This is a genomic window from Citrobacter sp. CK181, from assembly GCF_030333595.1.
GTDB classification, from domain to species: domain Bacteria; phylum Pseudomonadota; class Gammaproteobacteria; order Enterobacterales; family Enterobacteriaceae; genus Citrobacter_B; species Citrobacter_B koseri.
Genome location: NZ_JAOWFN010000013.1, coordinates 155,337 through 178,320, shown reverse-complemented (window position 1 = coordinate 178,320; position 22,984 = coordinate 155,337). Strand labels below are relative to the sequence as shown.

Annotated in this window: 24 protein-coding genes and 1 pseudogene; 14 read left to right on the top strand and 11 right to left on the bottom strand. The window is 49.2% G+C overall.

What is annotated here, in order from left to right:
• Position 1 precedes the first annotated feature (1 nt).
• Positions 2-967, top strand: coding sequence for a divergent polysaccharide deacetylase family protein (locus OGW17_RS12230; RefSeq protein ID WP_071259203.1), 966 nt, complete (start codon positions 2-4; stop codon positions 965-967).
• Here the strand turns inward: OGW17_RS12230 and OGW17_RS12225 are convergent.
• Positions 954-1,988 carry a glycosyltransferase gene (locus OGW17_RS12225; RefSeq protein WP_071259200.1) on the bottom strand — a complete coding sequence of 345 codons (1,035 nt, stop codon included), beginning with the start codon at positions 1,986-1,988 and terminating at the stop codon, positions 954-956. The two genes, OGW17_RS12230 and OGW17_RS12225, sit on opposite strands and share 14 nt — an antisense overlap.
• A 179-nt stretch (positions 1,989-2,167) precedes the next feature.
• Between OGW17_RS12225 and rfaY the strand changes: the two genes are divergently transcribed.
• Entirely contained in the window at positions 2,168-2,854 is a 687-nt protein-coding gene (gene rfaY, locus OGW17_RS12220) for a lipopolysaccharide core heptose(II) kinase RfaY (protein ID WP_071259196.1), read from the top strand.
• A gap of 53 nt (positions 2,855-2,907) precedes the next feature.
• On the opposite strand, the gene tdh is transcribed toward rfaY, so the two are convergent.
• On the bottom strand, positions 2,908-3,933 hold the full coding sequence (gene tdh / locus OGW17_RS12215) for an L-threonine 3-dehydrogenase (protein WP_012135756.1): 1,026 nt from the start codon (positions 3,931-3,933) through the stop codon (positions 2,908-2,910).
• A 9-nt stretch (positions 3,934-3,942) separates the two neighbouring features.
• Positions 3,943-5,139 carry a glycine C-acetyltransferase gene (gene kbl, locus OGW17_RS12210; protein WP_071259194.1) on the bottom strand — a complete coding sequence of 399 codons (1,197 nt, stop codon included), beginning with the start codon at positions 5,137-5,139 and terminating at the stop codon, positions 3,943-3,945.
• A gap of 215 nt (positions 5,140-5,354) precedes the next feature.
• Here kbl and rfaD point away from each other — a divergent pair, with 215 nt between their 5' ends.
• Genes rfaD through OGW17_RS12170 form a run of 8 tightly spaced genes read left to right on the top strand, consistent with a single transcriptional unit; the run spans position 5,355 to position 12,624 of the window.
• Positions 5,355-6,287 (top strand): ADP-glyceromanno-heptose 6-epimerase, encoded by a 933-nt coding sequence (rfaD, locus tag OGW17_RS12205; protein WP_012135758.1) that lies wholly within the window; start codon positions 5,355-5,357, stop codon positions 6,285-6,287.
• Between the two features lie 8 nt (positions 6,288-6,295).
• The gene (gene rfaF / locus OGW17_RS12200; RefSeq protein WP_012135759.1) at positions 6,296-7,342 is read left to right on the top strand and encodes an ADP-heptose--LPS heptosyltransferase RfaF; all 1,047 of its coding nucleotides are present in this window, start codon (positions 6,296-6,298) and stop codon (positions 7,340-7,342) included.
• A gap of 3 nt (positions 7,343-7,345) precedes the next feature.
• Positions 7,346-8,314, top strand: coding sequence for a lipopolysaccharide heptosyltransferase RfaC (rfaC, locus tag OGW17_RS12195; protein ID WP_071259192.1), 969 nt, complete (start codon positions 7,346-7,348; stop codon positions 8,312-8,314).
• An 18-nt stretch (positions 8,315-8,332) separates the two neighbouring features.
• The gene (locus tag OGW17_RS12190; protein ID WP_175479751.1) at positions 8,333-9,616 is read left to right on the top strand and encodes an O-antigen ligase family protein; all 1,284 of its coding nucleotides are present in this window, start codon (positions 8,333-8,335) and stop codon (positions 9,614-9,616) included.
• Positions 9,609-10,622 carry a glycosyltransferase family 2 protein gene (locus tag OGW17_RS12185; protein ID WP_071259190.1) on the top strand — a complete coding sequence of 338 codons (1,014 nt, stop codon included), beginning with the start codon at positions 9,609-9,611 and terminating at the stop codon, positions 10,620-10,622. The genes OGW17_RS12190 and OGW17_RS12185 overlap by 8 nt, the downstream gene beginning before the upstream one ends.
• 1 nt (position 10,623) lies before the next feature.
• On the top strand, positions 10,624-11,679 hold the full coding sequence (gene rfaQ / locus OGW17_RS12180; protein WP_071259188.1) for a lipopolysaccharide core heptosyltransferase RfaQ: 1,056 nt from the start codon (positions 10,624-10,626) through the stop codon (positions 11,677-11,679).
• A complete protein-coding gene (locus tag OGW17_RS12175) occupies positions 11,680-12,420 on the top strand; it encodes a glycosyltransferase family 8 protein (RefSeq protein WP_286452210.1) in 741 nt (246 codons plus the stop codon).
• A gap of 18 nt (positions 12,421-12,438) precedes the next feature.
• Positions 12,439-12,624, top strand: a complete 186-nt coding sequence (locus OGW17_RS12170) for a glycosyltransferase family 8 C-terminal domain-containing protein (protein WP_286452244.1) — start codon at positions 12,439-12,441, stop codon at positions 12,622-12,624.
• Positions 12,625-12,650: 26 nt separating this feature from the next.
• On the opposite strand, the gene OGW17_RS12165 is transcribed toward OGW17_RS12170, so the two are convergent.
• Genes OGW17_RS12165 through OGW17_RS12150 form a run of 4 tightly spaced genes read right to left on the bottom strand, consistent with a single transcriptional unit; the run spans position 12,651 to position 16,646 of the window.
• The gene (locus tag OGW17_RS12165; protein ID WP_047460263.1) at positions 12,651-13,643 is read right to left on the bottom strand and encodes a glycosyltransferase family 8 protein; all 993 of its coding nucleotides are present in this window, start codon (positions 13,641-13,643) and stop codon (positions 12,651-12,653) included.
• 37 nt (positions 13,644-13,680) lie between these two features.
• Complete coding sequence (locus OGW17_RS12160; protein WP_012135766.1) at positions 13,681-14,700, bottom strand: glycosyltransferase family 8 protein; 1,020 nt, start codon at positions 14,698-14,700, stop codon at positions 13,681-13,683.
• A gap of 31 nt (positions 14,701-14,731) precedes the next feature.
• Positions 14,732-15,529, bottom strand: coding sequence for a lipopolysaccharide core heptose(I) kinase RfaP (rfaP, locus tag OGW17_RS12155; RefSeq protein WP_071259183.1), 798 nt, complete (start codon positions 15,527-15,529; stop codon positions 14,732-14,734).
• Complete coding sequence (locus OGW17_RS12150) at positions 15,522-16,646, bottom strand: glycosyltransferase family 4 protein (RefSeq protein WP_047460257.1); 1,125 nt, start codon at positions 16,644-16,646, stop codon at positions 15,522-15,524. The genes rfaP and OGW17_RS12150 overlap by 8 nt, the downstream gene beginning before the upstream one ends.
• Positions 16,647-17,068: 422 nt before the next feature.
• On the opposite strand from OGW17_RS12150, the gene waaA reads away from it, so the two are divergent.
• Both waaA and coaD read left to right on the top strand, forming a co-directional pair.
• A complete protein-coding gene (gene waaA / locus OGW17_RS12145; RefSeq protein ID WP_012135770.1) occupies positions 17,069-18,346 on the top strand; it encodes a lipid IV(A) 3-deoxy-D-manno-octulosonic acid transferase in 1,278 nt (425 codons plus the stop codon).
• Between the two features lie 8 nt (positions 18,347-18,354).
• The gene (coaD, locus tag OGW17_RS12140) at positions 18,355-18,834 is read left to right on the top strand and encodes a pantetheine-phosphate adenylyltransferase (protein WP_012135771.1); all 480 of its coding nucleotides are present in this window, start codon (positions 18,355-18,357) and stop codon (positions 18,832-18,834) included.
• A 51-nt stretch (positions 18,835-18,885) separates the two neighbouring features.
• Here coaD and mutM read toward each other — a convergent pair whose 3' ends face one another.
• The 4 genes and pseudogenes from mutM to radC all read right to left on the bottom strand — a co-directional run bounded on the left by mutM (position 18,886) and on the right by radC (position 21,099).
• On the bottom strand, positions 18,886-19,695 hold the full coding sequence (mutM, locus tag OGW17_RS12135; RefSeq protein WP_071259180.1) for a bifunctional DNA-formamidopyrimidine glycosylase/DNA-(apurinic or apyrimidinic site) lyase: 810 nt from the start codon (positions 19,693-19,695) through the stop codon (positions 18,886-18,888).
• A gap of 98 nt (positions 19,696-19,793) precedes the next feature.
• Positions 19,794-19,961: a 50S ribosomal protein L33 gene (rpmG, locus tag OGW17_RS12130; protein ID WP_001051798.1), complete on the bottom strand. Its 168-nt coding sequence runs from the start codon at positions 19,959-19,961 to the stop codon at positions 19,794-19,796.
• Positions 19,962-19,981: 20 nt separating this feature from the next.
• Positions 19,982-20,218 carry a 50S ribosomal protein L28 gene (gene rpmB / locus OGW17_RS12125; protein ID WP_003024071.1) on the bottom strand — a complete coding sequence of 79 codons (237 nt, stop codon included), beginning with the start codon at positions 20,216-20,218 and terminating at the stop codon, positions 19,982-19,984.
• A 216-nt stretch (positions 20,219-20,434) separates the two neighbouring features.
• A pseudogene (gene radC, locus OGW17_RS12120) lies at positions 20,435-21,099 on the bottom strand (RadC family protein).
• A 173-nt stretch (positions 21,100-21,272) separates the two neighbouring features.
• Here radC and coaBC point away from each other — a divergent pair.
• Positions 21,273-22,493 (top strand): bifunctional phosphopantothenoylcysteine decarboxylase/phosphopantothenate--cysteine ligase CoaBC, encoded by a 1,221-nt coding sequence (gene coaBC, locus OGW17_RS12115; protein WP_114647614.1) that lies wholly within the window; start codon positions 21,273-21,275, stop codon positions 22,491-22,493.
• A complete protein-coding gene (gene dut / locus OGW17_RS12110; RefSeq protein ID WP_006687626.1) occupies positions 22,471-22,929 on the top strand; it encodes a dUTP diphosphatase in 459 nt (152 codons plus the stop codon). Before coaBC ends, dut begins: the two co-directional genes overlap by 23 nt.
• Positions 22,930-22,984 lie beyond the last annotated feature (55 nt).

The window sequence follows — 22,984 nt, the reverse complement described above, 5'->3', positions numbered from 1 at the left end:
TTTGCCTCACTTTCGTCGCACAATACTCTCACTCGCCAGCCTGCTGGCATTCGCCACCCCTGTTTTTGCTGGCAAACTCGCCATCGTAATCGACGATTTTGGTTATCGTCCGCACAATGAAAATCAGGTGCTGGCGATGCCGTCCGCCCTCTCCGTTGCCGTCCTGCCCAATGCCCCACATGCCCGTGAAATGGCAACCAAAGCGCACAACAGCGGGCATGAGGTGCTGATCCATCTGCCGATGGCGCCGCTGAGCAAGCAGCCGCTGGAGAAAGATACGCTGCGCCCGGAGATGAGCAGCGACGAAATTGAACGCATTATTCGCGATGCGGTGAATAAGGTGCCGTATGCCGTGGGTCTCAACAACCACATGGGCAGCGCGATGACCTCCAGCCTGTTTGGTATGCAAAAAGTGATGCAGGCGCTGGAGCGTTATAACCTTTACTTCCTCGACAGCATGACCATTGGCAACAGTCAGGCGATGCGTGCCGCCTCCGGGACGGGCGTGAAGGTGATTAAGCGCAAAGTGTTCCTTGATGATACGCAGAACGAAGCAGATATTCGTCGCCAGTTTAATCGCGCCATTGAGTTAGCCCGTCGCAACGGGTCAGCTATCGCGATTGGGCACCCGCATCCATCAACGGTGCGAGTCCTTCAGCAGATGGTCTATAACCTGCCTGCGGATATTACGCTGGTGCGTCCGAGCAGCCTGCTCAACGAGCCGCAGACAGATACCTCTACGCCAAATCTGACGCCGCCGAAAAACGGTACGCCGGATGCGCCGCGAAATCCGTTCCGCGGCGTGAAGGTGTGTAAATCGAAGAAACCGTTAGAACCTGTCTACGCCAGCCGGTTCTTTAGCGTGTTAAGCGAAAGCATTACGCAGAGCACGATGGTGAACTACTTCCGGCATCAGTGGCAAGGCTGGGGCAAGATCGCTGCCCCCCAGAACGCTAACGCGGATTAATCGCTTTACGGGCAACGCGGTGGTGCGAGGCCGTTTTATCACGCCACCGGTATAACCGACCCGACCACAACAGCGCCTGATAAGCCGCCTTCGCGCTTCGTATGTTAAGCATCATGCGCTTATACATGCCGGAGGCAAATATTTCGGCGATCATCCGCTGGCGAATAAGCGTGTCCTGCTCCTTACGCACCGCATGACACACCCGCAGCGCTTCCCAGGTAATTTGTTGCTTAAATTCAGGATAGACGGGAATGCGATCCGCATAATCACTATTCAGCTTTTCTAATAAACGCGTGATTTTAATGTAGTGTCGCTGGTAATGCAGATTACGCTCACCTTGTCGTTTCAGGCGGCTAACAGACTGATCGTGAAGAAAATATTTATACAACGCCTGTTCGGTATAGCGTACGCGCGTGGCATTGAACATCACTTCCGTGGTCCACAGAATATCCTGATGATGTAATCCAGGAACAAAGCCAATCGCGTGTTTTTCAATAAGGGCGCGCCGATAAACGCCCATCCAGACAACATGCGTCCAGCGGCGTGAAGCCAGCCCCATACGCAGCCAGTCCGGGCCGGTTAATACCCCTGTCGACCGAATGCGATCCGTGGGGATGGATGGCCAGGTATGCCCCGTCTCAAGAATGCACCAGTCTGCATTACACTGTGCCACATCCAGGTCATCCTGTAGCGCCATGGTCATCAGCGTTTCATACATGTTCGGATACACCAAATCATCGGCATCGACAAAAGCAACGTAGTCGCCGGTCGCCGCAGCCAACCCCCGGTTGCGGGCCACGGACGCGCCTGCATTATCCTGATGCAACAGGTGAACATGTGAATGGGTATCGGCAAAATACCTTGCGATATCAACGGAGTTGTCGGTAGACCCGTCGTTAACAATGATGATCTCCAGCGCATTCCATGTTTGTGCAATCAAAGATTCCATGCATGCCTGGAAGCTATTACCCGCATTGTATAACGGAATAATAACACTCAGTGTACTTGTGCTGCTTTTCATAGAATGGCCCGTCAGTCTTTAATACATTGGCCCTTTCTACCGTGCTTTCATTAAGAAATTATTAAGTCCAGTGGAGATGATGGTTAAGGCGCACAAAACACCCTACAGATGAGAAGCCTCACCATGTATACTACGCCTTCGTATTATACGTATTTAGAATACTTATCTTGAGGGAAGTGATGACCATCAGTAAGACACATGAAAAGGGCTATACGGTCTATTACAAAGAGGAAAATAAAGACCTTAAGTCCCTGATGGATAAGTATATGAATAACGAAATCAGTGGCAAACCGCTGAACAGCGGCAACGAATTCCGCAGCGTAGAACTTGTTGAATACCAGTCACGGAAGTTCATCATCAAAAACGATCGCGAAATAGACCCACGATTTGAGAAAAAGATTCAGAATTTTCTCTCCGGGCCTTTTTATTCGCAGCTGATCCAAAAACTGGACAACCTGGCGCCACAAGTGCGTGCCTGTACCGCCGATCTCTACTGTGTGGCCGAGAAAACACGTTTGCGCCAGTGCTATGATGTGTATACCCTTCATGAATATATTGAAGGGGAGCCATTAAATGATATTAATGAAAGCAATAAAGAAGATATTAAGGCGTGTATTCAGCAACTGCACCGGGCAGGTCTGGCCTCCAATGATATTCATGCCGGAAACTTTATCCGCACACCTTCCGGGGAATTGCGCATCATCGACTTATCCTGCAAAGGAAGTCTAAAAATTTGCCAGGCAAATGATATTTTAGTATTACAAAATAAATACCATATGAATATTGAAGGTCAGGGTCTGGTTTATAAACTTATTCAGCTTAAAGAGAAATTCAGACGCTTATCCCGCAAGATGCGCGGAAAATAAAAATGCCATTTTACGGCCAGGTTCGGGAAAACCTGGCCGCCAGCAGGATGCTATCAGTCCCAGCTCAGAATCACTTTTCCTGACTGGCCTGAACGCATTGCATCAAAGCCTTTCTGGAACTCATCGATGGAGAAACGGTGGGTGATGATCGGAGACAGATCCAGGCCAGACTGAATCAGCGCCGCCATCTTATACCAGGTTTCAAACATCTCACGACCGTAAATACCTTTAATAAACAGCCCCTTGAAGATCACCTTCGTCCAGTCGATAGACATATCCGAAGGCGGAATCCCCAGCATCGCGATACGACCGCCGTGGTTCATGGTATCCAGCATGGCGCGAAACGCAGGCGGCGCACCGGACATCTCCAGGCCGACATCAAACCCTTCGGTCATGCCCAGATTAGCCATCACGTCGGTCAGGTTCTCTTTCGCGACGTTCACCGTGTGGATGATGCCCATTTTACGCGCCAGTTCCAGACGGTACTCATTCACATCCGTGATCACGACATGACGCGCGCCCACATGTTTCGCTACCGCCGCCGCCATGATGCCGATCGGGCCGGCACCGGAAACCAGCACATCTTCACCGACCAGATCGAACGACAGCGCCGTGTGTACAGCATTGCCGAAGGGGTCGAAGATAGAGGCTAAATCATCGGAGATGTTATCCGGGATCTTAAAGGCGTTAAACGCCGGAAGTACCAGATATTCCGCAAAACAACCGGGACGGTTAACACCGACACCCAGAGTATTGCGGCACAAATGCGTACGGCCACCGCGACAGTTACGACAATGGCCGCAGGTAATATGGCCTTCGCCGGAAACGCGATCGCCAATCCTGAAGCCTTTAACTTCCTGACCGATACCGACCACCTCGCCGACATATTCATGCCCTACCACCATCGGAACCGGGATGGTTTTTTGCGACCATTCATCCCAGTTATAGATGTGAACGTCAGTGCCGCAGATGGCTGTTTTACGGATTTTAATCAGCAGATCGTTATGCCCGACTTCCGGTACCGGAACGTCAGTCATCCAGATGCCCTCTTCCGCTTTCAGTTTGGATAACGCTTTCATCTCACATCCTCAGGCAATAACGCCCAGTTGTTTACCAATACGTGTGAACGCCTCAACCGCACGCGTGATTTGCTCAGGGGTATGCGCCGCAGACATCTGGGTACGAATACGCGCCTGACCTTTCGGAACAACCGGATAGAAGAATCCGGTCACGTAAATCCCCTCTTTTTGCAGTTCGCGGGCAAATTGCTGCGCAACTACCGCATCACCCAGCATCACTGGAATAATAGCGTGATCGGCGCCAGCCAGCGTGAAGCCCGCAGCGGACATTTGCTCACGGAACTGACGCGCATTCGCCCACAGGCGATCGCGCAGCTCGCTCCCCGCCTCAACCATCTCCAGCACTTTAAGGGAGGCCGCCACAATGGCAGGCGCCAGGGAGTTAGAAAACAGATACGGACGGGAACGCTGACGCAGCCACTCCACCACCTCTTTACGCGCCGCCGTATAACCGCCAGATGCCCCACCCAGCGCTTTGCCTAACGTACCGGTAATGATGTCCACGCGTCCCATCACGTCACAGTATTCGTGAGAACCGCGACCGTTCTCCCCGACAAAACCGACAGCATGGGAGTCATCAACCATCACCAGCGCGCCGTAAAGGTCTGCCAGGTCACAGACGCCTTTCAGGTTGGCGATAACGCCGTCCATCGAGAACACGCCGTCGGTGGCGATCAGCACATGACGAGCGCCAGCTTCACGGGCCTCTTTCAGACGCGCTTCCAGCTCCTGCATATCGTTGTTGGCATAGCGAAAACGCTTCGCTTTACACAGACGAACGCCATCAATAATCGAGGCGTGGTTTAACGCATCCGAGATAATCGCATCTTCTGCGCCCAGCAGGGTTTCGAACAAGCCGCCGTTGGCGTCGAAGCAGGAAGAGTACAGAATAGCGTCTTCCATACCGAGGAAGTCCGCCAGTTTTTGCTCCAGCTGTTTATGGCTGTCCTGAGTGCCGCAGATAAAGCGCACTGAAGCCATACCAAACCCGTGAGAATCCATTCCCGCTTTTGCTGCCGCAATCAGTTCGGGATGGTTAGCCAGCCCCAGATAGTTGTTGGCGCAAAAGTTGATGACGTGGCTTCCGTCTGCCACGGTGATGTCCGCCTGCTGCGCAGACGTGATAATGCGCTCTTCTTTAAACAATCCTTCCGCACGGGCGGTTTCCAGATCGTTGGTTAACTGCTTATAAAAATCCCCACGCATTGCGATTCTCCAGACTGGGCAAATTTCAGCACATATTACCCAAAGCTATACATTGATACGAGATGACGCATCATCACTTCTTGAAAATGCAGCATAAATCACGCGTACCCGCACAGCTTATCGGTGAATGGCTGAAGCCTGGGCCGTGTAGTGATATGATAAGAAGTATTCGTGTCTGAGATTGTCTCTGACTCCATAATTCGAAGGTTACAGTTATGATCATCGTTACCGGCGGCGCGGGCTTTATCGGCAGCAACATCGTTAAGTCCCTGAATGATAAAGGCATCACCGATATCCTGGTGGTGGACAACCTGAAAGACGGCACCAAGTTCGTCAACCTGGTGGACCTGAATATTGCTGACTATATGGATAAGGAAGACTTCCTGATCCAGATTATGGCCGGAGAAGAGTTCGGCGATATCGAAGCGGTTTTCCACGAAGGCGCCTGCTCTTCCACCACCGAGTGGGACGGCAAGTATATGATGGACAACAACTATCAATACTCCAAAGAGCTGCTGCACTACTGCCTGGAACGTGACATTCCGTTCCTGTATGCCTCTTCTGCGGCAACTTACGGCGGTCGCACCTCTGATTTCATTGAGTCTCGTGAATATGAGAAACCGCTAAACGTTTACGGCTACTCTAAATTCCTGTTCGACGAGTATGTACGCCAGATCCTGCCTGAAGCCAGCTCGCAGATTGTGGGTTTCCGCTATTTCAACGTTTACGGACCGCGTGAAGGCCATAAAGGCAGCATGGCGAGCGTCGCTTTCCATCTGAATACTCAGCTCAACAACGGTGAAACGCCAAAACTGTTTGAAGGCAGCGAAAACTTCAAACGCGATTTTGTCTACGTCGGCGACGTGGCTGATGTAAACCTGTGGTTCTGGGAAAACGGCGTGTCCGGCATCTTTAACCTGGGCACCGGGCGCGCGGAATCCTTCCAGGCCGTGGCGGATGCCGCGCTGGCTTATCACAAGAAAAGCGACCTTGAGTACATTCCGTTCCCGGAAAAACTGAAAGGCCGTTACCAGGCGTTCACGCAGGCGGATCTGACCAATCTGCGCGCCGCAGGCTATGACAAACCGTTCAAGACCGTTGCCGAAGGCGTAACGGAGTATATGGCCTGGCTGAATCGCGACGCGTAAGAAGAAACATGAAAATACTGGTGATTGGTCCGTCCTGGGTAGGCGACATGATGATGTCGCAAAGTCTCTATCGCACGCTCAAGGCGCGCTATCCCCAGGCGATAATCGACGTGATGGCGCCCGCGTGGTGCCGCCCGTTATTGTCGCGTATGCCGGAGGTCAACGACGCGATCCCCATGCCGCTTGGCCACGGGGCGCTGGAAATTGGCGAGCGGCGCAAGCTCGGTCATCGTCTGCGTGAAAAGCGCTATGACCGCGCCTATGTTCTGCCGAATTCGTTTAAATCCGCACTCGTTCCTTTCTTTGCCGGCATTCCGCATCGCACCGGCTGGCGCGGCGAGATGCGCTACGGCCTGCTCAACGACGCGCGCGTGTTAGATAAAGAGGCCTGGCCATTAATGGTGGAACGCTATGTGGCACTGGCCTACGACAAAGGCGTTATGCGTACTGCCCAGGATCTGCCGCAGCCTCTGTTATGGCCGCAGCTACAGGTGAGCGAGGGCGAAAAGTCCCTCATCTGCAACGAATTTTCTCTTTCCGCTGAACGTCCGATGATCGGTTTTTGCCCCGGCGCGGAATTTGGCCCGGCGAAACGCTGGCCGCATTATCACTATGCGGAACTGGCAAAGCAGCTCATCGATGAAGGCCACCAGATCGTCTTGTTTGGCTCAGCAAAAGATCATGACGCCGGAAATGAAATTCTGGCTACACTGAATACTGAGCAGCAGGTCTGGTGCCGCAACCTGGCGGGAGAAACGCAGCTGGAACAAGCTGTTATCCTTCTATCCGCCTGCAAAGCCGTTGTCACGAATGACTCTGGTTTAATGCATGTCGCCGCTGCGCTGAACCGTCCGCTGGTCGCGCTGTACGGCCCCAGCAGCCCGGACTTTACTCCCCCACTTTCGCATAAAGCGCGGGTTATCCGTCTGATTACGGGTTATCACAAGGTGCGCAAAGGGGATGCTGCGGAGGGGTATCATCAAAGCCTGATTGACATCACGCCGACGCGTGTCCTGGAAGAACTCAATAGTCTGTTATTACAAGAGGAAGCCTGACGGATGCGGGTTCTGATAGTCAAAACATCATCAATGGGGGATGTGTTACACACATTGCCCGCACTGACTGACGCACAGCAAGTCATCCCGGGTATTCAGTTTGATTGGGTGGTAGAAGAAGGATTCGCGCAAATTCCATCCTGGCACGATGCTGTCGATCGCGTGATTCCCGTCGCTATTCGCCGTTGGCGTAAGGCCTGGTTTTCCGCGCCCATCAAAGCTGAACGTAAAGCCTTTCGCGATGCCGTACAGGCACAGCAATACGATGCGATTATTGATGCCCAGGGGCTGGTAAAAAGCGCGGCGCTGGTCACAAGACTGGGACGCGGCGTAAAGCACGGCATGGACTGGAGTACGGCCCGGGAGCCCCTGGCCAGCCTGTTTTACAACCAAAAGCATCACATCGCTAAAGCGCAGCATGCCGTTGAACGCACCCGCGAGCTGTTCGCCAAAAGCCTGGGGTACAGCAAGCCACAGTCCCAGGGCGATTATGCGATTGCGCAACATTTCCTGAGCAATCTGAATGCAGACGCAGGGCAATATGCGGTATTTTTACACGCGACCACCCGAGACGATAAGCACTGGCCGGAAGCAAACTGGCGAGATCTGATCGGCCAACTGCGTGATGCGGGTGTACGCATTAAGCTGCCCTGGGGTGCGCCCCATGAAGAAGCACGGGCAAAAAGATTAGCGGAAGGATTTGATTATGTGGATGTTTTACCACGAATGAGTCTGGAAGAGGTCGCACGCGAGTTGGCAGGGGCAAAATTTGTAGTGTCCGTTGATACCGGGCTTAGCCATTTAACCGCCGCCCTTGATCGACCTAATATCACGCTGTATGGCCCGACCGATCCGGGACTGATTGGGGGATATGGGAAGAATCAGTGCGCACAAAAGAGTCATTCAGGGAAGATGTCAACTCTGGGTGCGGATGCCATCAAAGTATCATTGCTTGATTTTAATTTGCTATAACTTTTAAAGAGATTAATCATGCTTCGTGGACACACGTTTTCTCGCTTTATCCGCAGCACGCAAAATAATCCGTTTAACGTTATCTATTTTTTATTTTATGCCGGGTGCCTGACGACCCTGGCGATGCTGCTGATCAATCCAGACGAAGCTTTAAAAGTTTTTATTGCATGTGCGGTTCTGTCGCTACCGATTATCGGTAAACACAGCAAGTCACTTCTGAGTGATAAGAAAAACCTGCTGTTACCCGTGATGCTGCTGCTCTTCGGTTTAGTACAAATTATTTGGGTTGAGATCTTTAAAGAACCAGGCTCATCCTTTACTGGCGCTTATCGCTCATACCAGAACGGCGGTAAAGTGATGATCTTTGCCGCACTGATTGTCACAGCCCTGCAATCGCCAATCGCATGTGCGATGAAAGATCGTATAACCCGCTACTGGGTGATTGCGACGGCTGTTGGTTTGTATCTTTTTGCGGGTTATCAACTCCTCACCTCACCAGATCCGCTTAACTACCGTGTCGAACTGGGTTTTGAACATCCGACAGGAGCGGCTTATGCGTTGACGTTTGTCGCATTGCTCGCGTCACAGGCCATCATCAACTTGCGGCTGAAGCATACAATCCTGCTCTATTTATTACACTTTTTGGTATCACTGGCGGTTATCACTATAACGCAAACCCGCGCCGCCATTCTGGTCTATCCGGTTCTGAGCATAGGGCTATTTTTCTTACACTATCGGCATAACCGCACCGTTTTGCTGCGTACGTTACTGGCCTTTATTGTTCTCGCGGGGCTGGCAGCAATCCCTTTAAAATCGGTGATTGAAAAGCGCTATAACAGCTTCGTAACCGATATGCATTCTTACAGTAAGAATAACAGTAATACCTCGATTGGCGCCCGACTCGCGATGCAACGAGCGGGTATTGATGCTGGAAAAAACCACTACTGGGGCCAATCACTTGAACAACGCGATGCTGGAATGCGGGATTTTGCCCGACAGGATACCTCGTTAAGAGGAGCACTTGGGTTCGTCGACATCCATTTGCATAACGAATTCATTGATACTTTTTCTCTTAAAGGGATTTCTGGCGTCATCGCTCTGCTCTTTTTGTATCTGGCGATGTTTTTAAAAGCTTATACACAACGTAGCCCTCTGTTATTCATCATTTCCAGTGCTATAGTTATCTATGGTTTAAGCGACTTATTATTATACGCCAAAGGTGAAACTCTGAGCAGTATGCTGGCATTATGCGCGGCGATGATGCTGACACCAGGCACGATGAGAGAGTTATGCCATGATTAACGCTTCAGATTATTTGCTGAGCATTATTATACCGGCATACAACAATGCCGAATTCATTACGGATACGCTGACGTCTTTACATCAGGGCATCACTAATGAGGTAGAAGTAATCATTATTAATGATGGCTCAACGGATTTGACTGAAGAACGCATAAATGCGTTTTATCGCGAACATCATTGCAACAACGTGAAATACATCTACCAGGAAAATCATGGTGTTGCGATTGCCCGCAACGTCGGGCTTTCACATGCGACAGGGAAGTATATTGGCTTTGTTGACAGCGATGACATTATTAGCCCGGATTATTTTTCGGTTCTTCTCCCTAAATTAAGAGAAGAGAAATATGATATCGTTGAATTCAACTTAACCCGTGACATTAATAATCTCTATCAATGCCAAAAAGATAAGCCGGATGCAGTAAAACAGTGTGAAATCACGTTAACTGATGAAAATTTAACGCAGTTATTACCCACTTTCCGTGCGGGTCAATGGCACCTTGTAACAAAATTCTTTCGCCGTGACATTATTGGGCAAGACCGCTTTGAAGAACATCATCGTTATGAGGACATTATTTTTTGTCCATTTCAATACTTTAAATGCCATAAGATCTTAAAAATAGATAACAAGCTATATTATTATCGAATAAACGATCGGAGCATTACCGAGAATATTCTTGAAAATGATGCACAATATATTTTCTTCGCCATGCGTAAAATGTGTGACTATATAAAAGAAAATGATGAAAAACGAACTGTAGCCACATTAATGATCATTAACTGCTTTCTTGAAGGACGCAAATTGCTGCGCAAGAAGAAAGGTTATTATCGCTACGAAGAAGATATGATCAGTGACATTCAAGATGCACTAACATGCTGTGATACAAGCATCGTTAAAAGAAAAGTTATTTATAAAATGAAGTACCCACACATTGATCGTTTTATTTCAAAAATACGATTTAAAGCCATAAACGCTTGCAAAATGTTATTTGTTAGCAAGGAAAGTTAATATGTTTGATAAAGTAGAAAGAATTCTTATTTGCAAGCTTAAGTTTTATGGCGATGTTCTGCTCATTACCCCTGTTATTGCCAGTATCCAGGCACGTTATCCACACGCAAAAATTGATCTTCTTCTTTATAAAGACACCAGGGCAATTTTGGCTGCTGATGAGAGAATCAACAACTTTTACCTTATTGAAAAAAAGAAAGGTCTGCTGGAAACCATTAAAAATTATATATCGGTACGCCGCCAGCTGAAAAAAAACCACTATGACCTTATTATCAACTTAACCGAGCAATGGCCTATTGGCGCACTTATCGCTTCCCTACGCCGCCCCTCTATTGCCTTTAAAAGGGACAAGAAGCAGTGGAATTGCCTTTTTACAAAAGTCACACCAACAACCGGAACTCATATTGTTGAGCAAAACTTATCCATTCTAAAAGGCCTCGACTTTAGTGAAAGCGAGCTCAAAAAAGAGATGTTGCTCTGCTATCGCGAGAGTGACTATCAATATTTGCTGACCCAACTCCCCGCGCTTTCCACGCAAAAATACGTTGTGATTCAACCCACTGCAAGACAGTCTTTTAAGTGCTGGGATGACGAGAAATTTGCGCATGTCATAGATTATTTGCAGCAACGCGGTCTGCATGTTTACCTGACCTGTGGGCCCGCAGTACAAGAACAGCAGCAGGTAGCGCGTATCGCCGGACTGTGTCAATCACCACCAGACCTGACGGTGGCAGGTAAAACGACCTTCCTGCAACTGGCGGCGTTAATCGATCATGCAATACTGTATATCGGCGTGGACTCCGCCCCCATGCATATGGCAGCCGCATTAGGTACGCCGCAGGTATGTTTGTTTGGCGCCACAAATTATCAACAGTGGAAACCCTGGTCAGATAAAGCTGCGCTGATCTGGGCAGGCGATTATCATCCAATGCCGACCCGGGCAGAACTGGACAGATCCCGGAAATACCTGACCTGGATACCAGAACACGCAGTTATTGACGCTATCGACACTGTGCTCCATGATAGCAACCCGGTTGAAGGAAATGAGACAGCGTAAATGGATAACAAAACTAACGTAATTAATATTGCCTACTGCACAGATGCTAATTATCTGGAGTATGTTGCCGTATCCATTATGTCTGTCATAATGAATAACCCTGAGCAATCTCTTGCATTTTTTGTCTTTGTCTATGATGTCAGTGATGAAGACATTGCGAAGCTACAGTCGACCAGTAATAAAATTCAGGTTATCACGATCGATAAGGCTGATATTGAAAAATATAACAATGATTTTGCGATAAAACATCTCAATCGCTCAACTTATATGCGTCTGGCTGTGCCCCGTTTACTTAAAGACAAAGTAGAACATTTTATCTATCTTGATGCCGATACGCTATGCTTTGACTCACTCAGTGAGATTAACAGCGTTGATATTGATAATGTTGTTTGCGCCGTCAGCCATGACTCTCTCAACATTCATGATAATAAACACGCCCGGCGATTAGGGCTGAGCATCGATCACTATTTTAACGCTGGTTTCCTTTATATTAATGTCGCGAACTGGATTAAGCATGACATTGAACATAAAGCAAATACCGTGTTATTTGAGCAAGGAAAATCATTGCCTTACTTTGATCAGGACGCACTCAACATTGCAATGAACGGCAATATTACGTTTATTGATAACCGCTGGAATTTCCTGTTTAACTGGTTTACTGACGAACAGAAAGAAAATTTCTTCTATCACAGTGACACGCTGCCAAGAATCATTCATTTTACGGGCGGAAGAAAGCCGTAGTATAAAGAACATACGGGACTGTCGCAACAGCTTTATGTTTTCTACCACCATTTCACGCCCTGGCGGAATGCAGAGTTACGCTCTTATGCCCCTCGTATGAGACCTACCGATTATCGGGTGTACTCCCGTCAGGCGGCAAAAAAAGGAAATTATTTTACCGCCATAAAATGGTACGCAAAGTACCTCAAAACCAAGATTCATTAAAAAAAAGCTCCCCGAGGGGAGCTTTTTTACTTACCTTTGACTTTTTCGGCCAGATAGCCTATGTAGCTGATAATTGAAGCAATATATTTACCCTGTAGCCTTTCATGACGTGACTTCTTCTTATACTGCTTTGGCGTTCTGGCAGGCAACAACGGCACATTCGCCCATGGTGAAGCCTTCCATGCCTCCACAAAATACTGTGCAGACGGATAATTTGCCCAGGAATTCCAGGGTTTAGTTACCCCAATATAGTGAATAAGAATGGTATCCGCCGTTATATATTCTTTATAGCGTGATATATCTTTGCTTTTTAACTCTTGTTTTATACCATATATCGCATTGTAGATACGCGGTAAAAAGATCACCTTATTTAAGAAAAGAATATTTAAAACATCCTGATCGGGGAAAGAGAGTTTCTGATTTTTATCCAGGAGGATATCAAATGCAGCACCAATAAAGTTCTGCTCTTTCCACTTTTTAAGATTCGCATAGATCACACCAGAGTTAAAATAATCACTATTTTTCTCAATATCTCTGGCAGGACTATCATCGACGTCCCTTACTACCGCAGCAACATGCTCATCAAGGTTGAGATGACTCAATTCAACAAGTGAGCCTTTGCATATCACGTCTGCATCAATGTACAGGAGTGAATCAACTTTTTCACCTAAATATTCAAATGCGATAAAACGGAAATACATCGCATGAGACCAGGCATTACCGCTGGGCAATACCTTTAGCCCCTCGGCATCCATAACATATATTGAGATGTTAGTAGAGAATTGCTGCGCCAGCATACTTATTTTCTGTTGATAATCATCATCCACATAATCAGTAAAAAGATGGAAATGGATATTGATGTCTTTATTATGTATCAACACTGATGTCATCGAAATCGCGGCGCCAAACATGAAGTTTTTATCAACACCCCAGGCGATATTGAGCTGTGGACTCTCCCCGGCTGGTGCTTGATTAAAATCAAGTATCTTTTTTATAGACTGATGGCAATCAAAAATCATTCACTACACCTATTTAAATTTATTTTCAACAAGCCACTCAATGCACTTTAGCGCCGTGTAGCTTATTTTTAATATACATTATATGGCTAAATATAGAACGAATATATTTTCGCTGTATCCTTTCATGGCGTGACTTACGCTTATATAATTTTGCCGTATTTGCATTGAGTAACGATTTTTCGGCCCATGCCGATTTTTTATAAGCCTCAATAAAGTACTTAGAAACCGGATAGTTAGCCCACGTATGCCACGGTTTTGTCACGCCGACATAATGAATTAATACCGTACTCTCAGTGATAAAGTCCTGATAACGATATTCATTTTTATTCTTCAGTTCCTGGTCTACGCCATAAATACAATTAAAATCACGCCTCAGCAGGATCACATGCCCAACAAATAAGATATTCAGGATATCCTGGTCAAAATAAAGCAGTTCTTTCTGACGCTCATGCAAAACTTCAAAGGCTTTGGATAACAGTTTTTTTTCTCTCCAGACATGGAGATTAGCGAATACCACCCCTGAATTAAAATAGTCACGAGCTAACTCAGGAATACCCAGTCTCTGCCCGGATTTTAAACGTACTCGATCAATATCATTAACAACAGCCGCATATTCTCCGGCAAAATGAATATCCGTCAGTTCCCGCAGCGAATTTTTACAAACGATATCGGCATCCAGATACAGCACAGAATCCAGTTCACGACTTAAATACTCGAACGCAAAATAGCGATAGTACATCGCATAGGTCCATGCTTTAGTACTCGGCAACTTGCGAAACGCCTCATTATCGAAAACTAAGACCGTTACCGTTGTACCATACATTTGCGTGAGTCGTTCCACGCTTTCCAGGTACTCATCATCAACATAGTCCGTCACAACATAGAAATGGATATCAATATCAGGGTTGTTCACCAACACTGATGTCATTGAAATTCCAGAGCCAAATAAAAAATTTCGATCTACACCATATGCAATATTCAGCTTTTTGCTTTTCTGGTGTGTAGCGTTGTCGATAACCTTTTTTTGAATTATTACGTTTTCAAAATCAATGTTCATGATGAGATCACCTCAAACCCTGTATGTGATTTTATAACGCTTTTCTTATCGTTCTTTGTTTGATTTTTTGTGCTTTCGCCGCCGCTTGCTCAAGCAAACTGGCTTCCTTGCGAAGAATTTCACGCAGTGGCATCGAGAAATAAACGCGTAAAAAACGATAAATATCTCTCGAGGTCAGGCCAATTTCGAGTGAGGAGAAATAGAGTCCAATCAGATCCTTATCACGCCAGCGACGCGGCACCCGGCGACGAATTTGCGCGCGATGCAGATCAATCACGGAAAGTTTTATATCAGCCACATCAGCCGGTAATGGTTGCTGTAGTAAAAAATGGCAAATATAACAATCCCGATGATTCACCCCACCACGATGCATTTTCCCCACCATCTCCGCCAGTCGGGTGATAATGGTTCGTTTTAAGGTGAGGTCAGGACGTTCTTCACTCCACCTGGCGCAAAAGTCTTCAAGGCTTATTGCCGGCGAGAGATCTTCCGTGATGATAAACGATGTCCGCTGCAACGGATTAAACCCTTTTTGCCCAAACGCGACGCCGGTCATGGTATCAACATTCAGTGATTGCAGACGGTGAATAGCCAGCCACTCGCGATCCGCGCCAAGAACGGGCATACGCAAGGAAATGAGGTTTTTTAGCACTTCTTTCAGCGTGGTTCCGTGATGGTATTTCAGGAAATACCCTTTACCCATCATCTCAAAACGCAGCGTCCTCCGGGTCTCCAGAGCGCGGAAAACCTCTCCGTCCAGTTTCGTTACTTCGACAAACGGATCTTTACCTTGCCACTGCGTAGTGAATGGCTCTTTTAATTCAATCATTCTCAAAACCTAAAATGATATCAGCCGCTTTATCAGCCAGACTGTAGAGATCTTCTGTATCGGCAAAGTGTCTTGCATGACTTGCCCATTCACTTCGCTGCTCACCTTTCTCCAGCGCATCGCAGAGGGAAGCATTCAGGACTTCCTGTGCAAAAGGCTCCGGTATAACAACGCCACACTGCGCAGCATTGATATAGTGCGCATATCCACAAACTTCGGTGGTCAGCACGGGTAGCCCGGCGACAATCGCCTCTAATAATACGATTCCGGCCGCTTCCTGAACGGCAGGATGAAGCAGTAAATCAGCAGCAGACATCAGCGCTGAAATATCATCGCGCCCTGAAAAAAACTGCACCTGCTTCTCAATCCCTAATTGACGCGCCTGGGCCTGATACCGGTCGGCCTTGTCTTGCCCGACAACCATCAATCGCGTACGTTGACGTATTGCTTCAGGTAAAGAAGCTACCGCCAGTAACGTTCTTGGTACCCCTTTGCGTTTAAAATCCGAACCTACCTGTAAAAGCAGGAACTGATCTAACCCAATGCCATTTTTTTCTCTGACAATCTGTCTGCTGTTTTCAGGTTGCTGGCTGTATTTCCTGTCCGGGTATATCCCTGGCGGCAAAATATGAAAACGGCGATCCTCAGTATGATAATGATGCTTAAAGTCACCGATTTGCTTATTTGTTAACATCAAAAGCTCGGTATGAGCACCTTGCTGGAAGGTCGCTTTTTCAAAAGCTGCATAGTGCTTATAACGACTGGTCAGCTTATAAAAGAACCCCTTTTCACGGGCGACTTTTTCCGCGTAGCACACATCTGCCGCATAATAGACATCAAGCCCGGGCATTTTATTAAACCCAACGACGCGATCGACGGGATGTTGGCTCAGGTAACTCTGAACCCACTGATAATACTGCTCATTTTTTCCATGATTAGTTCTGGCAGTCACCGGAACAAGGATAATTTCAAGGTCGGAGGGACGTTCGCCCTGCCACTGTTGAGTCAATACCTGAACATGATGGCCACGCGCCGCAACCGTATGCGCTATTCGCAGGAAATCACGCTGCAACCCGCCATAGGGAAAATATTTGTACAAACAAAAAGCAATGGTCATGCAATAATATCCGCGTTACGTCGCCAAACATCCCAGGCCTGGCAGGTAAAAGCGCCGTAATCTTTGTCTGCAAACAAAGATTACCCTCCATATTCCCGGCGCCCTGAAGGCTGATGGCTGCCTGAATTTGCGCAGTAGTATACCATTGATTAGCTCCCGAACCGAAATGAATGTTTTTTAAGCAAAAAGTTAATTTTTAATTTCAAAACAATAAGATGTAAACCATTACTATTGAAGGACAGAGTACGATTTCACGCGTTATTCGGCGTTAACAGCCTGTTTTGATGTATCTGGAGAAAAACACCTACCGCAAATAATGTATTGTCAATTCAGGTGTTTTAGTGCAACAAGGATAAAAATGATGGTAAAGCCCAGGCTAAATACATAGAATCCCCAGCACATCCATCAGTCAGCTATTTACTATGCTCGAATTGCTTTACACCGCCCTTCTCTACCTTATTCAGCCCTTGATCTGGATACGGCTTTGGGTGCGTGGACGTAAAGCGCCAGCCTACCGTAAACGCTGGGGCGAACGTTACGGTTTTTACCGTCATCCGCTTAAACCTGGCGGGATCATGCTGCATTCCGTCTCTGTGGGTGAAACACTGGCGGCAATTCCTTTAGTTCGCGCCCTGCGACACCGTTATCCTGATTTGCCGATTACCGTCACCACCATGACGCCTACCGGCTCAGAGCGCGTACAGTCCGCATTCGGCAGCGATGTTCAGCACGTCTATCTTCCTTATGATTTGCCCGATGCGCTCAACCGTTTCCTGAATAAAGTTGACCCTAAACTGGTGTTGATTATGGAAACCGAGCTCTGGCCGAACCTGATTGCCGCGCTGCATAAACGTCATATTCCGTTGGTTATCGCCAACGCGCGCCTTTCCGCCCGGTCGGCTGCTGGATATACAAAGCTGGGGAAATTTGTTCGCAGACTGCTGCGCCGCATTACGCTAATCGCGGCGCAAAATGAAGAAGATGGCGCGCGTTTTATCGCGTTGGGTGCGAAAAATAACCAGCTCACCGTCACCGGCAGTCTGAAATTTGATATTTCCGTGACGCCGCAGCTTGCTGCAAAAGCAGTTACGCTGCGTCGCCAGTGGGCGCCGCACCGCCCGGTGTGGATCGCCACCAGTACGCATGACGGCGAAGAGAGTATTGTTATCGCCGCCCATCAGGCATTGCTGCATCAATTCCCTAACCTGCTGCTGATTCTGGTTCCTCGCCATCCAGAGCGGTTCCCGGATGCGATTAACCTCGTGCGCCAGGCAGGGCTCAGCTATACCACGCGTTCCTCAGGAGAGGTGCCGTCCGCCAGTACCCAGGTTGTTATTGGCGATACAATGGGCGAATTAATGCTACTGTATGGTATTGCGGACCTCGCATTTGTCGGCGGTTCGTTGGTTGAACGCGGAGGACATAACCCGCTGGAAGCTGCCGCACACGCAATACCGGTATTGATGGGCCCTCATACCTTTAACTTCAAAGATATTTGCGCCCGACTGGAGCAAGCAAGCGGGCTGATTACCGTAACCGATGCCACAACGCTGGTAAAAGAGGTTTCGTCTTTACTGACCGACGCGGATTATCGTAATTTCTACGGTCGACACGCCGTTGAAGTGCTGTACCAAAACCAGGGTGCGCTACAACGTCTGTTACAACTGCTGGAACCTTACCTGCCACCGAAAACGCATTGAGGGCTGTCATGCAAAAACGGGCGATTTACCCAGGAACCTTCGATCCGATCACCAACGGCCATATTGATATCGTGACGCGCGCGACGCAGATGTTCGATCACGTTATCCTCGCCATTGCCGCCAGCCCCAGCAAAAAACCGATGTTTACCCTTGAAGAGCGTGTAGCGCTGGCGCAACAGGCGACGGCGCACCTCGGCAACGTGGAAGTCATGGGATTCAGCGATTTAATGGCCAACTTCGCACGCATTCAGCAGGCCAATATTTTGATTCGCGGCCTGCGCGCCGTGGCTGATTTTGAATATGAAATGCAGCTGGCGCACATGAATCGCCATTTAATGCCGCAGCTTGAAAGCGTCTTCCTGATGCCTTCAAAAGAGTGGTCTTTTATCTCTTCTTCGCTGGTAAAAGAAGTGGCGCGCCATCAGGGCGACGTTACCCACTTCTTACCGGAGAACGTTCATCAGGCCTTGATGGATAAGCTGAAGTAAAACGCTTTTGCCGGATGGCGCGTCAGCGCGTTATCCGGCCTGCAATCCATCTTATTTCTGACACTGACGGCAGTAGAACGTCGCCCGTTGCGCGTGTTTAGTTGCAACGATCGGCGTACCGCAAACCCGGCACGGTTCCCCTTTACGTCCGTAAACCTGCAACTCCTGAGCAAAATAGCCCGGCTTACCGTCGCTTTGCAGAAAATCTTTCAACGTTGTACCCCCCTGCTCGATGGAACGCAGTAAAACGGCCTTAATCACGCGGGCCAGCAGCTCACACTCAGCCTGCGATAATGACGACGCCAGACGGTCAGGATGGATGCCTGCCGCAAACAACGACTCGCTGGCGTAGATATTTCCCACGCCCACCACCAGTTTGTTATCCATCAGCCAGGGTTTAATTGCCGTTTTCTTCTTCGCACATTTCTGCTGCAAATAGGCCCCGTTAAAATCGTCGCTCAGCGGCTCCGGGCCGAGATGCGCCAGCACGTTATGCCCTTCCAGCTCTTTCGTCCACAGCCAGGCGCCAAAGCGGCGAGGATCGGTGTAGCGCAGGACTTTGCCATTGCTCATCACCAGATCAACGTGGTCATGTTTTTCAGCGGGAAGTTCTTCAGGAAGGATACGCAAACTGCCCGACATTCCCAGATGAATGATGATCCAGCCATCCGGTAACTCCAGCAGCAAATATTTCGCGCGGCGTTGAACGCTGAGTACGGGTTTATCGCTCAGGCGGTAGATCTCTTCCGATACCGGCCAGCGCAGACGTCCATTGCGCACATTGGCATGCAGAATGGTTGCCCCAACCAGATGCGGTTCAATGCCGCGGCGGCTGGTTTCAACTTCAGGTAATTCAGGCATAACGTCTCCGGCTCTGTTTCAGGTCTCATTAATATGGGGACGGCCAGAAAACAAAAAACCCCGCCGAAGCGAGGTTTTTCTCTACATCAAAGCGAGAATTATTTGATTTTCGCTTCTTTGTAGATAACGTGCTGACGGACAACTGGATCGAACTTTTTCAGTTCCAGTTTTTCCGGCTTAGTACGTTTGTTCTTCGTGGTGGTATAGAAGTGACCAGTACCAGCAGAAGAAACCAGCTTGATTTTCTCACGAATACCTTTAGCCATGATTTATTTCCTCTAAGTACTTAGTACTTTTCGCCACGGGCACGCAGTTCGGACAGAACTGTTTCGATGCCTTTCTTATCAATTACACGCATACCTTTAGCAGATACACGCAGGGTGACAAAACGCTTCTCGCTCTCAACCCAGAAACGGTGAGAGTGCAGGTTAGGCAGGAAACGGCGTTTAGTCGCGTTCAGTGCGTGGGAACGGTTGTTACCGGTCACCGGACGCTTGCCAGTAACTTGGCAGACTCGGGACATGTCTATTCTCCAAAAATCAAATTAGCTCGAGCTTCGTATGGGGTATTGGCGCCTCGTCAGGCTTCTCAGCCTGGTTATCGCAGTTCATTGTGAACTCTCGATTGCCAGGCCCAAATGCCAAACCCGAGATTCTCAAAGGTGGCGTAGTATACGCTGTGTAAGCGATGTGCTCAAGTCCCGAACAGACAAAGATCCCGATGGATCGCGCGAAGTGTTCTAAATCCAACCACGTTCGGCAAAAGAAACGTACTCTCCGCGCCCAATCACAAGGTGATCCAGTACTCGTATATCCATGAACTGACAACATTTTACGACACGTTCGGTGATGAGTTTATCCGCTTTGCTCGGTTCTGCACACCCCGAGGGGTGATTATGCGCAAGGATCACCGCAGAAGCATTTAATTTTATCGCCTCGCGGATAATCTCGCGCGGATGCACCTCGACATGATTCAGCGTGCCGGAAAAAAGACGGCTGTGTTTAATCACCCGGTGCCGGGCATCCAGAAAGATCACCAGGAAGATCTCCCGCTCTTCCCCCGTCAACTGGCTTTGCAGAAACTCACGCGTCATTTCCGGGCTCAACAACGCATTTTCCTTCATCATGCGCGCCTTGTAATAGCGCCTTGCCAGTTCGGCAATCCCCTTAAGCTGCGCATACTTAGCGATACCGATACCTGTACCGCGAAATTGCGCGAAATCCGCAGACAGCAACCCATAGAGCGACCCACTGCGTTGTGCAGCGTTTCATGCGCCAGAGCCATCACATCTTTTCCTGGCACTCCTGTACGTAAAAAGAGCGCCAGCAGTTCAACATCCGTCAGCGAACCAATTCCTGACTTCAACATTTTTTCCCGGGGCATTAAACGTTCCGGCGCATCCATACGTTCACCTCCTTAAGCACGCCTCATGGTGGCATAGCTCCTGGGGTGAATCGACGCCCGTATTTCACTCCTGCGTAGCGCCTCGCAAAGTGAATTACGGGCAACTGCACGACGGGATTCAGGATTGTGATAAAATGTCCGCCTTCTGGTGCAATCCAACAGGAAAGATCATGATGAGCCTGGCTGGCAAAAAAATCGTTCTCGGCGTGAGCGGCGGCATTGCTGCCTATAAAGCCCCTGAACTGGTGCGTCGTTTACGCGAACGCGGCGCCGACGTCCGCGTGGCGATGACCGAAGCGGCAAAAGCCTTTATCACGCCCCTGAGCCTACAGGCGGTGTCGGGTTATCCCGTCTCTGACAGTCTGCTTGACCCTGCCGCAGAAGCCGCGATGGGCCATATTGAGCTGGGGAAATGGGCGGATTTAGTTATCCTTGCGCCAGCCACGGCAGATCTGATCGCTCGCGTCGCTGCCGGTATGGCCAACGATCTGGTTTCAACGATTTGTCTGGCGACACCCGCCCCGATTGCCGTACTTCCGGCCATGAACCAGCAAATGTATCGCGCCGCCGCCACGCAACATAATCTGGATGTACTCGCGTCACGCGGAATGCTCATCTGGGGGCCGGACAGCGGCAGCCAGGCGTGTGGAGACGTGGGGCCTGGACGCATGCTCGACCCGTTGACCATTGTGGATATGACGGCAGCGCATTTCTCCCCTGTCAACGATCTGCAACATCTCAACATCATGATTACGGCGGGCCCGACGCGCGAGCCGCTCGATCCGGTGCGTTATATCTCTAACCACAGCTCCGGTAAGATGGGATTTGCCATTGCCGCCGCCGCCGCACGACGCGGCGCCAACGTTACGCTGGTTTCCGGCCCCGTTGCGCTGCCCACGCCACCTTTTGTTCAGCGCATTGATGTGATGACCGCGCTGGAAATGGAAGCGGCAGTCCAGGCGGCAGTTCAGAAGCAGCATATTTTCATCGGCTGTGCTGCGGTTGCTGACTACCGTGCAGCCGCCGTCGCCAGCGAAAAAATTAAAAAACAGGCGACGCAGGGCGATGAATTAACAGTAAAAATGGTCAAGAACCCTGATATTGTCGCCGGGGTCGCCGCACTCAAAGACAAGCGTCCTTATGTCGTTGGGTTTGCCGCGGAAACAAATAATGTGGAAGAATACGCCCGGCAAAAACGTATCCGCAAAAACCTTGATCTGATCTGCGCGAACGATGTTTCGCTTTCAACTCAAGGATTTAATAGCGACAGCAACGCATTACACCTTTTCTGGCAGGATGGAGATAAAGCCTTACCGCTCGAACGGAAAGCGCTCCTGGGCCAATTATTACTCGACGAGATCGTGACCCGTTATGATGAAAAAAATCGACGTTAAGATTCTGGACCCGCGCGTTGGGCAGCAATTTCCGCTTCCAACTTATGCCACCTCCGGCTCCGCCGGACTTGACCTGCGCGCCTGTCTCGATGACGCCGTAGAACTGGCGCCTGGCGCAACAACGCTGGTGCCGACCGGTCTGGCGATTCATATTGCCGATCCGTCTCTGGCGGCGGTAATGCTGCCACGTTCCGGCCTGGGCCATAAGCATGGTATTGTGCTCGGCAATCTGGTCGGCCTGATCGACTCTGACTATCAGGGTCAGTTAATGGTTTCCATCTGGAACCGTGGCCAGGACAGCTTTACCATTGAGCCAGGCGAACGTATTGCTCAGATGGTTTTCGTACCGGTTGTACAGGCCGAATTTAATCTGGTGGAAGAGTTTGAAGCCACCGACCGTGGTGAAGGCGGCTTCGGCCATTCTGGTCGCAAGTAAGACATTTACGCATCCTGATAACGACATAACATCGCCGCAAACGCTGAGTTTGCGG

Excerpts from the sequence above, each read along its gene's own strand:
- OGW17_RS12190 (WP_175479751.1), top strand. The coding sequence starts at position 8,333 with ATGCTTCGTGGACACACGTTTTCTCGCTTTATCCGCAGCACGCAAAAT.
- rpmG (WP_001051798.1), bottom strand. The coding sequence starts at position 19,961 with ATGGCTAAAGGTATTCGTGAGAAAATCAAGCTGGTTTCTTCTGCTGGT.
- OGW17_RS12150 (WP_047460257.1), bottom strand. The coding sequence starts at position 16,646 with ATGACCATTGCTTTTTGTTTGTACAAATATTTTCCCTATGGCGGGTTG.
- rfaP (WP_071259183.1), bottom strand. The coding sequence starts at position 15,529 with ATGATTGAATTAAAAGAGCCATTCACTACGCAGTGGCAAGGTAAAGAT.
- rpmB (WP_003024071.1), bottom strand. The coding sequence starts at position 20,218 with ATGTCCCGAGTCTGCCAAGTTACTGGCAAGCGTCCGGTGACCGGTAAC.
- kbl (WP_071259194.1), bottom strand. The coding sequence starts at position 5,139 with ATGCGTGGGGATTTTTATAAGCAGTTAACCAACGATCTGGAAACCGCC.
- rfaC (WP_071259192.1), top strand. The coding sequence starts at position 7,346 with ATGCGGGTTCTGATAGTCAAAACATCATCAATGGGGGATGTGTTACAC.
- waaA (WP_012135770.1), top strand. The coding sequence starts at position 17,069 with ATGCTCGAATTGCTTTACACCGCCCTTCTCTACCTTATTCAGCCCTTG.
- coaD (WP_012135771.1), top strand. The coding sequence starts at position 18,355 with ATGCAAAAACGGGCGATTTACCCAGGAACCTTCGATCCGATCACCAAC.
- OGW17_RS12175 (WP_286452210.1), top strand. The coding sequence starts at position 11,680 with ATGGATAACAAAACTAACGTAATTAATATTGCCTACTGCACAGATGCT.
- mutM (WP_071259180.1), bottom strand. The coding sequence starts at position 19,695 with ATGCCTGAATTACCTGAAGTTGAAACCAGCCGCCGCGGCATTGAACCG.
- rfaY (WP_071259196.1), top strand. The coding sequence starts at position 2,168 with ATGACCATCAGTAAGACACATGAAAAGGGCTATACGGTCTATTACAAA.
- rfaF (WP_012135759.1), top strand. The coding sequence starts at position 6,296 with ATGAAAATACTGGTGATTGGTCCGTCCTGGGTAGGCGACATGATGATG.
- OGW17_RS12160 (WP_012135766.1), bottom strand. The coding sequence starts at position 14,700 with ATGAACATTGATTTTGAAAACGTAATAATTCAAAAAAAGGTTATCGAC.
- tdh (WP_012135756.1), bottom strand. The coding sequence starts at position 3,933 with ATGAAAGCGTTATCCAAACTGAAAGCGGAAGAGGGCATCTGGATGACT.
- rfaQ (WP_071259188.1), top strand. The coding sequence starts at position 10,624 with ATGTTTGATAAAGTAGAAAGAATTCTTATTTGCAAGCTTAAGTTTTAT.
- OGW17_RS12165 (WP_047460263.1), bottom strand. The coding sequence starts at position 13,643 with ATGATTTTTGATTGCCATCAGTCTATAAAAAAGATACTTGATTTTAAT.
- coaBC (WP_114647614.1), top strand. The coding sequence starts at position 21,273 with ATGAGCCTGGCTGGCAAAAAAATCGTTCTCGGCGTGAGCGGCGGCATT.
- OGW17_RS12225 (WP_071259200.1), bottom strand. The coding sequence starts at position 1,988 with ATGAAAAGCAGCACAAGTACACTGAGTGTTATTATTCCGTTATACAAT.
- dut (WP_006687626.1), top strand. The coding sequence starts at position 22,471 with ATGATGAAAAAAATCGACGTTAAGATTCTGGACCCGCGCGTTGGGCAG.
- OGW17_RS12185 (WP_071259190.1), top strand. The coding sequence starts at position 9,609 with ATGATTAACGCTTCAGATTATTTGCTGAGCATTATTATACCGGCATAC.
- rfaD (WP_012135758.1), top strand. The coding sequence starts at position 5,355 with ATGATCATCGTTACCGGCGGCGCGGGCTTTATCGGCAGCAACATCGTT.